The 12932-nt window shown below is 70.4% G+C and carries 11 protein-coding genes; 1 reads left to right on the top strand and 10 read right to left on the bottom strand.

The annotated features are described in order from the left end of the window. Positions 1-74: 74 nt before the first annotated feature. The 8 genes from C3489_RS13850 to C3489_RS13885 form a co-directional block, all read right to left on the bottom strand. Positions 75-488: a cytidine deaminase gene (locus tag C3489_RS13850; RefSeq protein WP_103782090.1), complete on the bottom strand. Its 414-nt coding sequence runs from the start codon at positions 486-488 to the stop codon at positions 75-77. Then, positions 485-1744, bottom strand: coding sequence for an ABC transporter permease (locus tag C3489_RS13855; protein WP_103782091.1), 1260 nt, complete (start codon positions 1742-1744; stop codon positions 485-487). The genes C3489_RS13850 and C3489_RS13855 overlap by 4 nt, the downstream gene beginning before the upstream one ends. After that, complete coding sequence (locus C3489_RS13860; protein ID WP_103782092.1) at positions 1744-2862, bottom strand: ABC transporter permease; 1119 nt, start codon at positions 2860-2862, stop codon at positions 1744-1746. Before C3489_RS13860 ends, C3489_RS13855 begins: the two co-directional genes overlap by 1 nt. Beyond that, positions 2859-4481, bottom strand: a complete 1623-nt coding sequence (locus C3489_RS13865) for an ABC transporter ATP-binding protein (RefSeq protein ID WP_258054694.1) — start codon at positions 4479-4481, stop codon at positions 2859-2861. Before C3489_RS13865 ends, C3489_RS13860 begins: the two co-directional genes overlap by 4 nt. 257 nt (positions 4482-4738) lie before the next feature. Beyond that, entirely contained in the window at positions 4739-5785 is a 1047-nt protein-coding gene (locus C3489_RS13870) for a BMP family protein (protein ID WP_103782094.1), read from the bottom strand. Positions 5786-6005: 220 nt separating this feature from the next. Continuing rightward, positions 6006-7037, bottom strand: coding sequence for a BMP family protein (locus C3489_RS13875; protein WP_103782095.1), 1032 nt, complete (start codon positions 7035-7037; stop codon positions 6006-6008). Positions 7038-7324: 287 nt separating this feature from the next. Then, positions 7325-8254: an endonuclease/exonuclease/phosphatase family protein gene (locus C3489_RS13880; RefSeq protein ID WP_181139665.1), complete on the bottom strand. Its 930-nt coding sequence runs from the start codon at positions 8252-8254 to the stop codon at positions 7325-7327. A gap of 163 nt (positions 8255-8417) precedes the next feature. After that, a complete protein-coding gene (locus tag C3489_RS13885; RefSeq protein WP_103782097.1) occupies positions 8418-9659 on the bottom strand; it encodes a M20 family metallopeptidase in 1242 nt (413 codons plus the stop codon). Between the two features lie 308 nt (positions 9660-9967). On the opposite strand from C3489_RS13885, the gene C3489_RS13890 reads away from it, so the two are divergent. Beyond that, complete coding sequence (locus tag C3489_RS13890; protein ID WP_103782161.1) at positions 9968-10627, top strand: class I SAM-dependent methyltransferase; 660 nt, start codon at positions 9968-9970, stop codon at positions 10625-10627. A 243-nt stretch (positions 10628-10870) separates the two neighbouring features. On the opposite strand, the gene C3489_RS13895 is transcribed toward C3489_RS13890, so the two are convergent. Both C3489_RS13895 and C3489_RS13900 read right to left on the bottom strand, forming a co-directional pair. Continuing rightward, complete coding sequence (locus C3489_RS13895; protein WP_103782098.1) at positions 10871-11950, bottom strand: hypothetical protein; 1080 nt, start codon at positions 11948-11950, stop codon at positions 10871-10873. 38 nt (positions 11951-11988) lie between these two features. Further along, positions 11989-12927 carry an N-acetylneuraminate synthase family protein gene (locus C3489_RS13900; protein ID WP_103782099.1) on the bottom strand — a complete coding sequence of 313 codons (939 nt, stop codon included), beginning with the start codon at positions 12925-12927 and terminating at the stop codon, positions 11989-11991. Positions 12928-12932: the final 5 nt, after the last annotated feature.

A 12932-nucleotide genomic window follows, 5' to 3' on the forward strand; every position in this document is an offset into this window, starting at 1 on the left:
GCCATGGCGTTCCTTCCGAGACGTTCAGGAAATACGCGGCCCCTCTGAGCCGACTCAGAGGGGCCGCGCGGGAGTTACCGGTTGAGATGGTCCGGGCCGAAGGCCTGGGGCAGCATCTGCGAGAGGGGGAGGATGCCCGCCGGGGTCTCCAGCAGCAGCTCCGGTCCGCCGAACTCGTACAGCAGCTGCCGGCAGCGGCCGCACGGCACGAGGATCTCGCCGCGGCCGTCGACACAGGTGAAGTGCGTCAGCCGGCCGCCGCCGGTGCGGGCCAGCTCGGAGACCAGCCCGCACTCGGCGCACAGCCCGATGCCGTAGGAGGCGTTCTCGACGTTGCAGCCGGAGACCGTACGGCCGTCGTCGACGAGGGCGGCCACCCCGACCGGGTAGCCGGAGTAGGGGGCGTACGCGCGGGTCATGGCCTCGCGGGCCACCGCCCGCAGCGCCTCCCAGTCGACGCCGGCGTCGGCTTCGGCGGGCGGGGTCACTTGCCCTGTCCCTTGCGGTAGGGCAGGCCGTCCGCCTTCGGCATGCGCAGGCTCTGCGCGGACAGCGCGAGGACGAGCAGGGTGACGATGTACGGGGTGGCCGTCACCAGCTGGCGCGGGACCTCGTCGGTGCTGCTGTACCAGATGAACATCAGCACCGAGATCGCCAGCGTGATGACACCGCCGACCAGCTTCTTGCGCCACAGCATGTACGCGGCGCCGAACACCAGCAGGATCGCCAGCAGCAGGATCAGCGCGTGCACGTTGGTGGTGCCGCCGCGCAGGTTGAGGCTGTCGGTGTAGCCGAACAGGCCGGCGCCGAGGGCGAGGCCGCCCGGCATCCAGTTGCCGAAGATCATCGCTGCGAGGCCGATGTAGCCGCGGCCGGCGGTCTGGCCGTCGAGGTAGACGTTGGAGGCGACGATCGACAGGAAGGCGCCGCCGAGACCGGCGAGGCCGCCGGAGACGATCACCGCGATGTACTTGTACTTGTAGACGTTGACGCCGAGGGACTCCGCCGCGACCGGGTTCTCACCGCAGGAGCGCAGCCGCAGGCCGAAGGCGGTGCGCCACAGCACCCACCAGGTCGCCGGCACCAGCGCGACCGCGATGACGGTCAGCGGCGAGAGGTTGGTGACCAGACCGCCGAGCAGACCGGCGATGTCGGAGATCAGGAACCAGTGCTTCTCGTTCAGCGTCTGCAGTCCGTCGGACAGGCCGGGGATGCTGAACGTGCCGAGCGAGTCGATCGGCGGGGACTGCTTGGACGAGCCCTGCGGGGCGTCCTCGAAGGTGAACTTCGACAGGTAGCGGGTGACACCGAGGGCGAGGATGTTCAGGGCCACACCGGAGACGATGTGGTTGACGTTGAAGGTGACGGTGGCGATGGCGTGCAGCAGCGCGCCGAGCGCGCCGCCGAGGATGCCGAAGACGACACCGGTCCACGGGCCCCACTGGTAGCCGGCCCAGGCACCGAACCAGGTGCCGAGGATCATCATGCCTTCGAGGCCGATGTTGACGACACCCGAGCGCTCGGCCCACAGACCGCCGAGACCGGCCAGGCCGATCGGGACGGCCAGGCGCAGCGCGGTGGACATCTGGCCGGTGGAGGTGATGCCGTCCGCGCCGGAGATGATGCGGACGATCGAGGTCAGGACCAGCACGCCCGCGATGATCAGCAGGAGCACCGGGAGCGAGAGACGGCGGCCCCTGCCGGGCTGCTTGGCCTGGGGCTTGGCGACGGTCGCGGTGGACATCAGGCCGCCACCTCCTTCGTGTTGTGGGCGGCCTGAGCGGCGAGCTCGGCTCCGACCCTCTTCTGCTGGCGGCGCAGGCCCCACTGGCGGACGGCTTCGTAGGAGATGACGACCGTGAAGACGATGACGCCCTGCATGATCGTGGCGATCTCCTTCTCGTACGCCGTCGGGACGGCGTAGTCGAGCGCCGGGGACGCCTTGTCGAGGAAGGCCCACAGGAGGGCGGCCAGCGCGATGCCGCCGGGGTTGTTGCGCCCGAGGAGGGCGATGGCGATGGCGTTGAAGCCGACACCGGCCGGGAAGGTCAGGCCGTAGGTGTGGGCGTCGCCGAGGAGCAGCGGCAGACCGGAGAGGCCGGCCACGGCGCCGGAGATGAGCATCGCGGTGAGCGTCATGCGCTTGGCGTTGACGCCGGAGGCCGCGGCGGCGGTCTCGGAGGCGCCGGTGGCGCGCAGGTCGAAGCCGAAGCGGGTGCGGTTGAGGACGATCCAGTAGGCGACGCCGAGCAGCACGGCGAGGAAGACCAGGCCGTAGATCTCGCCGACGTCGGGGCCCAGGTCGATGCCGGGCACCCAGCCGGACTCCTTCATGATGCCGGTGGTGTTGTTGTCGCCGACCAGCACGCCGAAGTTCTCGGTGAGGGTGAGGTAGCCGATCAGGGCGGTGGCGATGGAGTTCAGCATGATCGTGGCGACGACCTCGCTGACCCCTCGGGTCACCTTCAGCACGCCCGCGATGCCGGCCCACATGGCGCCGGTGAGGGCGCCGACGATGAGCAGCAGCGGGACCTGGAGGGCGGCGGGGAGCGCCACGTGCGCGCCGACCAGCGCGGTCATCAGGGCGCCGAGGCGGTACTGGCCGTCCACACCGATGTTGAACAGGTTCATCCGGAAGCCGAGGGCGACCGCCAGGGCGGCGATGTAGTACAGCGACGCCTGGTTGATGATCAGGACCTGGACGTCGGAGTAGCCGATCTGCTCCAGCATCAGCCGGTACGGCTCGATCGGGTTCCGGCCGGACGCGACCAGCACGATCGAGGTGAGCAGGATCGCCGAGACCAGCGCGATGACCGGTCCGGCCACCGCGACGAGCACGCGGTCCTTGTCGAACTTCTTCATCGGGCCTCGTCCTCCGGGGCGGCGCCGTCGCCGCCGTTCGCTTCGTGCTCCAGGTGGCCGGTCACGGCACCGGTCATGGCCGAGCCCAGCTCCTCCGGCGTGACGGTGGCCGGGTCGGCGTCGGCGACCAGCCTGCCGTCGTAGATGACGCGCAGGGTGTCCGACAGGCCGATCAGCTCGTCCAGGTCGGCGGAGATCAGCAGCACGGCCAGACCCTCGCGGCGGGCGTCGCGGATGCGGTCCCAGATCTGGGCCTGCGCGCCGACGTCCACACCGCGGGTGGGGTGGGCGGCGATCAGGAACTTCGGGCCGTGGCTCATCTCGCGGCCGACGATCAGCTTCTGCTGGTTGCCGCCGGACAGGGAGGCCGCGGTGACGTCGATGCCGGGGGTGCGGACGTCGTACTCCTCGACGATCCGGCGGGTGTCGTCCTGGGCGCCCTTGGGGTTCAGCCAGAAGCCCTTGGCGTTCGGCTTCTCGGTGACGTGGCCGAGGATGCGGTTCTCCCACAGCGGGGCCTCCAGCAGCAGGCCCTGGCGGTGGCGGTCCTCGGGGATGTAGCCGACGCCGGACTCGCGGCGCTTGCGGGTGGCCCAGCCGGTGATGTCCTCGCCGAGGAAGCGGATCGTGCCGGCGTCGGCGTTCTTGGTGCCGATGAGCGCGTCGATCAGCTCGGTCTGGCCGTTGCCCTCGACACCGGCGATGCCCATGACCTCGCCGGCGTGGATGGTGAAGGTGACGTCGTCGAGGACCTTCTTGGCGCCGGTGTCGGTGACGTCCGTGAGGGCGGCGCCGACGGACGCGGGCTCCGCCTCCGCGCCCAGGGAGGCCCCGGCGGCGTAGACGGTGAGGCCCTCCACCTGGAGGACGGGCTGGTCGGTGACCGTCGACTCGGCGGTCTCCGGGGTGGGCAGCTCGCTGCCGACCATCATCTCGGCGAGCTGGCGGGGGGTGGTCTGCGAGGGGACGGCCGTGCCGACCGTCGTACCGCGGCGGATGACGGTGATGTCGTCGGCGACGGACAGCACCTCGCCCAGCTTGTGGGAGATGAAGATGACGGACAGGCCCTCGGACTTCAGCTCGCGCAGGTTGTCGAAGAGCGCGTCGACCTCCTGCGGGACGAGCACGGCGGTCGGCTCGTCGAGGATGAGGGTCTTGGCGCCGCGGTAGAGGACCTTGAGGATCTCCACGCGCTGGCGGTCGGCGACGCCGAGGTCCTCGACCAGGGCGTCCGGGCGCACACCCAGCCCGTACCGGTCGGAGATCTCCTTGATCTTCTTGCGCGCGGTGGAGCCGATGCCGTACAGCTTCTCGCTGCCCAGCACGACGTTCTCCAGCACGGTGAGGTTGTCGGCCAGCATGAAGTGCTGGTGGACCATGCCGATGCCGCGGGCGATGGCGTCGGCGGGGCTGGAGAAGCTGACGTGCGCGCCGTCGACGGTGATGGTGCCCTCGTCCGGCTTCTGCATGCCGTAGAGGATCTTCATCAGGGTCGACTTGCCGGCGCCGTTCTCGCCGACGAGCGCGTGGACGGTGCCCTTGCGGACCGTCAGGTGGATGTCGTGGTTGGCCACGACACCGGGGAAGCGTTTCGTGATGCCCGCGAGCTCCACCGCGATCGTCGACTGAGCGGTGTGCGGAGGGCTGCTGGTCGCGTCGATGGCGCACTCTCCTCGGGAAAGGGGCCGCTCTACGCGCGTAGCGCCCCTGCTTTAAATAGTGCTCGGACCGGATCCGGCTTTTTCAAGTACCCGATCGGTTCCGAGCATTCTGCCGCGCGAGGGAGCGCGGACAGGCCATCCTGCCCGCGCCCCGTTGCGTGGCCGTAACGCTGCCATTGCGGCGTTGCCGTGGCCAAGACCTCTGACCGGAACGGTCAGGAGGTCTTCACCTGGATGGTGCCGTTCTTGATGCCTTCCTCGGCCTTCTTCACGGCGTCCTGGACGGCCTTGTCGTTCGCGAACGCCGGGTTGGAGTTCGACAGGCTCACGCCGCCGTTCTCCAGGCTGCCGCGGACCTCGCCCGACTGCGGCTTGCCGTCGTGGACGGACTTGGCGAGCTCGTAGACCGCGCCCTCGACGTTCTTCATGGCCGAGGTGAAGATCGACGCCTTGTACTTGGCCAGCGCGTCCTGCTTGTACTGGTCGGAGTCGACGCCGATCGCCCACACGTGGTGCGCGTTGGCGGCCTTGATCACACCCTGGCCGGACAGGCCGGCGGCGGCGTAGACGACGTCCGCGCCCGCGTCGATCTGGCCCTCGGCGGCGTTCTCACCCTTGTCGGGGCTGGAGAAGCCGCCCTCCTGCGCGGTCTCGGTCAGGTACTGCGACTTGACCGTGACGCCCTTCTTGGTGTCGGCGACGCCCTGCTTGAAGCCCGCCTCGAACTTGTGGATCAGCGGGACGTTCACACCGCCGATGAAGCCGACGACGTTGGACTTGGTGGCCTTGGCGGCGGCGACACCGGCGAGGTAGGACGCCTGCTCCTCGTGGAAGACGAGGTCGGCGACGTTGTTCGCCTTGATGGTGTTGTCGTCGACGATGCCGAAGGTCGTCTTCGGGTACTTGGCGGCGGCCTCCTTCACGGCCGGCGCGTAGGCGAAGCCGACGCCGATGACGGGGTTGTAGCCCTGCTTGGCGAGGGTCTCCAGGCGCTGCACCTTGTCCGCGTCGGACTCGCCGTCCTGCGGCTCCACGGCGGTGGACTTGTAGCCGAACTCCTTGCTGGCCTTGTCCATGCCGGCGGTGGCGGCGTCGTTGAAGGACTGGTCGCCCTTGCCGCCGACGTCGTACGCCAGCGCGAGACCGAGGTCCTTGCTGCCACCGGAGGAGGACGAACTGGACGAGCTGCCACAAGCGGTAGCGGTGACAGCGAGGGCTGCGGTAGCTACACCCGCAACCGCGAGACGGGACACCCGGCGCATGGAACGAGACTCCTTTGTGCAAGCGCCCATACCAGGCGCTGGTTCCGCCGCAGCGTAACGCGCGTAGACCAGACGGAAAACCCCTTCTGTCCGGTCCGTTATCGAGCTGTGGCCACAGTTGCGCCCCAGACTACGGACAGCGAAACGCCCCTCGCGGGAAGCGAGGGGCGCAGCTGCGGGAAGGAACCCTAAGGGCCTACCGGCCCGGTCCCCGCATGGCCTACTTGGTGTTGACGGTGACCTTGCCGCTGACGATGTCCTGCTTGGCCTGGTCGACGGCCGCGACGACATCCTTCATGGCCTGGTACTTCGGGTTGGAGTCGGCGAAGCCCACGCCGTTGTTGGCGAGGGAGCCGCGGACCGTGCCGCTGAGCGGCTTGCCCTCGTAGACGGACTTGGACAGGTCGTACACCGCGCCGCCGACGTTCTTCAGGGCCGAGCCGAGGATCCAGTCCTTGTACGCGGCGAGCGCGCTCTGCCGGTACTGGTCGGAGTCCACGCCGATCGCCCAGACCTTGTGCTGCGCGGCGGCCTTGATCACGCCCTGGCCGGACAGGCCGGCGGCGTGGTAGACGACGTCGGCCCCGGCGTCGATCTGGCCGTTGGCCGCGGCCTCGCCCTTGTCCGGGCTGGAGAAGCCGCCCTCCTGCGCCGTCTGGGTCAGGTACTGCGACTCGATCTTGATGTTCGGGTTGACGGACTTGGCGCCCTGCACGAACCCGGCCTCGAACTTGTGGATCAGCGGGATGTCGACGCCGCCGATGAAGCCGATGTGGTTCTTCTTGGTGGCCTTGGCCGCGGCGACGCCCGCGAGGTACGACGACTGCTCCTCGTGGAAGACGAGGTCGGCGACGTTCTTGGCCTGGACGGTGTCGTCGTCGATGATGCCGAAGGTGATCTTCGGGTACTTGGCGGAGACCTCCTTGACGGCCGGCGCGTAGACGAAGCCGACGCCGATGATCGGGTTGTAGCCCGCCTTGGCGAGCTGCTCCAGCCGCTGCACCTTGTCGGCGTTGGACTCGTTGTCGCTGGGCTCGACGTCCCGGCCGCCGATCTTGAACTCCTGCTGGGCCTTCTGGTAGCCGGCGTAGGCGGCGTCGTTGAACGACTGGTCGCCCTTGCCGCCGATGTCGTAGGCGAGGCCTATGCCCTTGCCGGAGTAGGCACCGGACGAGCTGCTGCCGCCACCGCTGGAGGAGCTGCTGGACGAGCCGCACCCGGCGGCCGCGAGAGCGATGACCGCGACGGTCACCGCGGCTTGGGAGAACCTGGTCCTCCGAGACTTCAGACGCACTGCGAGCACCCCTTCATCCCCATGGCACCGTCACCGGACCGCATCCCCAACATGCCGCCAGTGGTGGCGATTTCGGCGCACAGTAACGCGCGTAGAAGGGGAGGGGAACGGGGTTGCCCGCGGCGTTACCGTTTCGTGCCGCCGGTGGGTTACGAGTTGCGACCTCCGGTTACACCGGGGTGACACAAGGGGACGAAGAGGTACCAAACGGGCACCTCTTCGTCCCCTTGGGACTCGGGACGGGCCTATGGGGTGGTGACGGTCAGCGTGGCGTCGACGATGCGGTGGTCGGAGCAGGGGATGTACTGCCCGTTGCGGTCGACGCAGCGGTCCGTGGCGATCGGGTGCGCGTCCTCGTCGTAGGAGACCAGCCGGCCGGCCGCCGCCCAGATCAGGTCCACCTTGCCGGGCTGGCCGCACTTGCCGGCCAGCGCGCCCTCGGTGGTCTGCTCGCCCCAGCCCGGGCAGAGCGCGTCCTGGTCGTCGAGCTCGTGGAAGAGGCCGGTGTTGCCGCCGTTGTTCACGGTGGCCACGGACGGCGTGTACCAGCTGTTCAGCAGCGGGTCGTGGGGCTGGGTGTTGAAGTCGCCGGCGGTGATCACCGTGCCGCCCGCGTCCGTCCACTCCTCGGCCTTCTGGCGTACGGCGTCGAGCTGGGCCGGCTTGACAGCGCTGCTGAAGGTGATGTGCGTGGTGCAGAAGCGCAGGCCGCCGGGCTGGGAGCCGAGCGACACGCACAGCAGCTTGCGCTCCCGGTCCCCGTCGGAGGGCAGGGTGATCCGGTCCGTGGCGGTCGGGGCGAAGCGGCTGAAGAGAGCGACCCCGTAGGTGCCCTGCGCGGTGCCGTTGCTGTTCTTGCACACGAAGCCCGTCGTGTCGGGCATGGGCTCGAAGCGGGCGAAGTTGGTGGAGCTCTGCGGCCAGCCGGCGTCCTGCAGGCCCTTGAGGACGGCCTTGTACTGGTCGGGGCAGATCTCGTTGAGCGAGATGAAGTCCGGGTTCCGGTAGCTCACGGAGCCCAGGATCGCGTCGACGAGCCCGTTGCTGGTGGACCCGTAGTTGTTCTGGTCACCGGCGACGTTCCAGTGCCAGACCTTGTAGGTCGCCGTGCCGGCGGCGGTGGCGGACCCGGTCGGGGCCGTCCACACCGTGCACCCCAGCAAAGCGGCGAGCACTAGAACGATGGTTCGAATTCGGTGCGTGAATCGGTGCGTGAATCGGTGCATGGTTCCCCCCTGGTGATCGCCCCGGCCGGTGCGCAGGAGGCGATTCTGAGAGGGAACGATCTTGACGTCAAGCGACGCCTGTCGGCCGGCGCCGGCGGCGTCACGGGTGGCCTCACGCCTCCCGGCTGATCGCGTCCAGCAGCGCGGCGGCCGTGAACAGCTCCACGCCGACCGTGATCGCCGACTCGTCGGCGTCGAAGTCGCCCTGGTGGAGGTCGCGGACGGTGCGCTCACCGGGGGTGCGGACGCCGAGGCGGGCCATGGCGCCGGGGACGTGCTCCAGGTACCAGGAGAAGTCCTCGCCGCCCAGGGACTGCTCGGTGCCCTCGACCGACTCCGGGCCGCGGCGTGCGGTCATCGCCTCGCGCAGCAGTTCGGTGACCGAGGGGTCGTTGACCACGGGCGGGACGCCACGCACGTAGTTGATCTCGGACTTGGCGCCGTGCAGGTTGGCGACCTCGTCGATCGCGGCGACCACGATGTCGGGGGCCTGCCGCCAGGCCTCGATGTCCAGGCAGCGCACGGTTCCGGCCAGCTCGGCGTGTTGCGGGATGACGTTCGGCGCGTGTCCGGACTCGACCCGGCCCCAGGTCACGGCCAGGCCGCTGCGGGTGTCGACACGCCGGCCGACCAGCGCGGGGACGTCGGTGACGACCCGGGCGGCGGCCGTGACCAGGTCGGTGGTCAGATGCGGGCGGGCGGTGTGGCCGCCGGGGCCGTCGAGGGCGATCTCCAGCCGGTCGCAGGCGGAGGTGATCGCGCCGGCCCGCAGCCCGACCCGGCCTGCGTCGACCCTCGGGTCGCAGTGCACGGCGAGGATGCGGCCCACGCCGTCCAGGGCGCCGCACGCGATGACGTCGGCGGCGCCGCCGGGCAGCACCTCCTCGGCGGGCTGGAAGATCAGCCGCACCGGGCGGGGCAGCCGGCCCTGCCGGTGCAGCTCGGCGAGGACCAGGCCGGTGCCGAGGACGACGGTGGTGTGCACGTCGTGGCCGCAGGCGTGGGCGCGGTCGGGCACGGTCGAGCGGTAGGGGCAGTCGGCCTTGGTGTCCGGGATGGGCAGGGCGTCGATGTCGGCGCGCAGGGCGAGCATCGCCGGGCCGTCGTACGGGGTGCCGTCGGGTACGCCGATGTCGCAGATCAGGCCGGTTCCGGTGGGCAGCACGCGCGGGTGGAGGCCGGCCGTCTCCAGGCGGGCCTTGATCGCCGCGGTGGTGCGGAACTCCTGGTTGCCGAGTTCCGGGTGCATGTGCAGGTCGCGGCGGAAGGCGACGAGTTCGGCGCGCAGCTGCTCGGGGAGCGCGCCGGGGAGCAGGGCGTGCCCGGAAGGATCGGCCTCGGTCTGTGGCGACATCAGTTGCTTCACCCTCTGAAGGGTAGGGCGCCGGGGCGGTCAACTGACCCGCGATCAACAAAAGTTCAGCCCGTTAGGGGAAGAAACCGTGGCCGCTCGACGCATAGTGGTCGTCGGGGATGGGTACACTCGACCGGCTTTCGAGCGGGTCGATGGTGCGGCCGGGCGCCCGTCCCTGCTTTTTTCACCTCTTTCTCCACGGATACCACGCCCCGGCCCGACCACGCGGCCGATGTTCGCCTGTCGGGACGGCGCGGGTTCCGTGAATCGGCCCCCTCCATCGGAGCGGGCGCCCTAGGGTGCCGGTCGTGACCGACTCCCCCACCGCGTTCCTGACCGCCACCCGTGTCTCGTACGACGCCATCGCGGCCGACTACGCCGAACGGTATCCGGACGGCCTGGGCGACGGGCCGCTGGAGCGGGCCCTGCTCACGGCGTTCGCCGAGCTGGTCACGGCGAACGGGCCCGAGCCCGTCGCGGACCTCGGCAGCGGGCCGGGGCACGTCACGGCCCGGCTGCACGCGCTCGGGGTTCCCGTCTTCGGCGTGGACCTCTCACCGCGGATGGTGGCGCTCGCGCGGGAGGCGCATCCGGGGCTGCGGTTCCATGTGGGGTCGATGACGGCGCTGGACCTGCCTTCCGCGACGCTCGGCGGGGTGCTCGCGCTGTACTCGGTCATCCATGTGCCGGACGAGGAGCTTGTGGCGGTGTTCGCCGAGTTCCGGCGGGTGCTGGTGCCCGGGGGGCACGTCCTGCTGTCCTTCCAGGTGGGGCAGGGGGAGCGGGTGCGGCTGACGGAGCGGTTCGGGCACGAGATCGGGCTCGACTACTACTGGCGTACGCCGGAGAGGGTGGCGGCGGGGCTGGGGGAGGCGGGGCTCGACCCGGTGGCCAGGCTCGTCCGAGAGCCGTCGCCCGAGGAGACACGGCCCCGGTGTTTCATCCTGGCCCGCCGGCCGGCGGACTGACCCGAGCCAACAGCTCGGCGTTGCGGCTGACCGGGGGTGGGTGACGCAGCCCGGCGCGACGGGGTGCCGCTGCGCCCACCCGTGCCGCCCCAGCGGCACGACTGCCCGCAGCTATGCCGACCTAGGGGCGCGGGGAACTGCGCGACCAGCCACCCACGGCCCGCAGCCATGCCGACCAAGGGGCGCGGGGAACTGCGCGACCGGCCGGCCACTGCCCGCAGCCATGGCGACCAAGGGGCCGCGTCACGCCGCGCTCATAGCCGTGAGGCGGCGTACGCCCCTCGCCGTTCCCGTCACGTTCGACAAGAAACCCTGCGCCCGCGGGGACGCCGTCTGCGTGAGCCAGTCGGGGTCGATGTCGCAGACCGCCACCTGGACCTCCGTCCCCGCCAGGGCCAGCGGCAGGGTGTGCACCACCGTGGACGGAAAGCTGAGGATCGTCCGGCCGACAGGCCCCCGCCGGGCGATCAGCTCCAGCGGCAGCTCGGGGCGGACGATCTCCAGCCCCGTCTCGACGGCCAGCCGGTGCAGTTTCTCCGCGCTCTCGCGCCGGTGGGCGAAGTAGCGGGTGGCCCCGTGCGCCTTGGCCAGGCCGCGGACGGCGTCGAGGTAGCGCTCGCCGTCCACGACACCGGTCTCCACCAGCGACGTACCCACCATGTCCGCGCCCTTGGTGATGCGGGGCGGCCCGAAGCGGGCCCGGGTCCAGGCGAAGTCGTGGGGCGTGACCCGCACGCCCTCGGGGGCCTCGTCGATCGGCATGGAGGAGAAGATCTCCACCTCGCGCTCGCCGCCCGGCGTCAGCCGGCGGCGGGCGACCGACGACACCGGCGCGAACACCAGGTCGCGCGGACCGCGCCGGCCGCCCTTGCGGTGCCAGCGCACCAGCCGCTCGCCGCGCGCCAGCTGGGCGACGAACTCCATCGTGGCCGTGCCGTCGTCGACGACGACCAGGTCACGGGCGCGCGTGATGGTCAGCAAAAGCTGCACGTACCGGGAGAACGGGTCGCCCATGACGATCCGGTCCGCCCGCCGCAGCGGGCCGGCCAGTCCGCCGACCGTCTGGAAGGGGGCCGCGGGGCCACCGCGCGCCTCCTCCCAGCGGACGGTGTGCCCCTCGTCCCGGGCCAGGTCGGCCATGCGCCGCAGCTGGCCCCGGGTCATCGGGTCGGTCGGGGACAGGACGACGAGGGTGAACCCCGCGCCGGGCTCCTGAAGCGGCCGGATGCCGTGGGCGTACGCCCACTCCAGGACGTTGAGGAGCTGTACCGGGCTCTCCACGAACGCGAGGGTGGTGCCGGGCTCGCCGGCGCGCGGGTTCATCGACGTCAGTCCGTCCCGTCGGGCACTCAGCGGATCCGTCAGACCGCGACCGGCTCGCCCGCCGCCGCCGCGATCTCCGCCTCGGCGACGACGCCGGCGACCCGGCGCAGCTTCTTCATCGGGGCGAGCTCGGAGTCGTAGACCTTCTTCACGCCGTCACCGAGGGCGTCCTCGATGGTGCGGATGTCACGGACGAGCCGCTGCAGGCCCTGCGGCTCGACGGAGGCGGCCTGGTCGGAGCCCCACATGGCGCGGTCGAGGGTGATGTGCCGCTCGACGAAGCAGGCGCCGAGGGCGACGGCGGCAAGCGTGGTCTGCAGACCGGTCTCGTGGCCGGAGTAGCCGATCGGGACGTTCGGGTACTCCTTCTCCAGCGTGTTGATCACGCGGAGGTTCAGCTCCTCGGCCTTGGCGGGGTACGTCGACGTGGCGTGGCACATGACGATGTTGTCGCTGCCCAGGACCTCCACCGCGTGGCGGATCTGCTTGGGGGTGGACATGCCGGTGGACAGGATGACCGTCTTGCCCGTGGCGCGCAGGGCGCGCAGCAGCTCGTCGTCGGTGAGGGAGGCGGAGGCCACCTTGTGGGCGGGGACGTCGAACTTCTCCAGGAAGGCGACGGCCTCGGTGTCCCACGGGGAGGCGAACCAGTCGATGCCCCGGGTGCGGCAGTACTCGTCGATCCGGCGGTACTCGTCCTCGCCGAACTCCACGCGGTGGCGGTAGTCGATGTACGTCATCCGGCCCCACGGCGTGTCCCGCTCGATGTCCCACTGGTCGCGCGGGGTGCAGATCTCGGGGGTGCGCTTCTGGAACTTCACGGCGTCGCAGCCGGCCTCGACGGCCACGTCGATGAGCTTGAAGGCGTTCTCCAGCTCGCCGTTGTGGTTGATGCCGATCTCGCCGCAGATGTAGACGGGACGGCCGGGGCCGACCTCGCGGGAGCGGAACGTGCGCAGACGGGAGGTGGTGCTCATGACTG

Source organism: Streptomyces sp. Ru71 (assembly GCF_002920535.1).
Taxonomy (GTDB): domain Bacteria; phylum Actinomycetota; class Actinomycetes; order Streptomycetales; family Streptomycetaceae; genus Streptomyces.

Bases quoted from the DNA above. Each gene is read 5' to 3' on its own strand.
- C3489_RS13900 (WP_103782099.1), bottom strand. From the start codon at position 12,927: ATGAGCACCACCTCCCGTCTGCGCACGTTCCGCTCCCGCGAGGTCGGC.
- C3489_RS13860 (WP_103782092.1), bottom strand. From the start codon at position 2,862: ATGAAGAAGTTCGACAAGGACCGCGTGCTCGTCGCGGTGGCCGGACCG.
- C3489_RS13855 (WP_103782091.1), bottom strand. From the start codon at position 1,744: ATGTCCACCGCGACCGTCGCCAAGCCCCAGGCCAAGCAGCCCGGCAGG.
- C3489_RS13870 (WP_103782094.1), bottom strand. From the start codon at position 5,785: ATGCGCCGGGTGTCCCGTCTCGCGGTTGCGGGTGTAGCTACCGCAGCC.
- C3489_RS13885 (WP_103782097.1), bottom strand. From the start codon at position 9,659: ATGTCGCCACAGACCGAGGCCGATCCTTCCGGGCACGCCCTGCTCCCC.
- C3489_RS13895 (WP_103782098.1), bottom strand. From the start codon at position 11,950: ATGAACCCGCGCGCCGGCGAGCCCGGCACCACCCTCGCGTTCGTGGAG.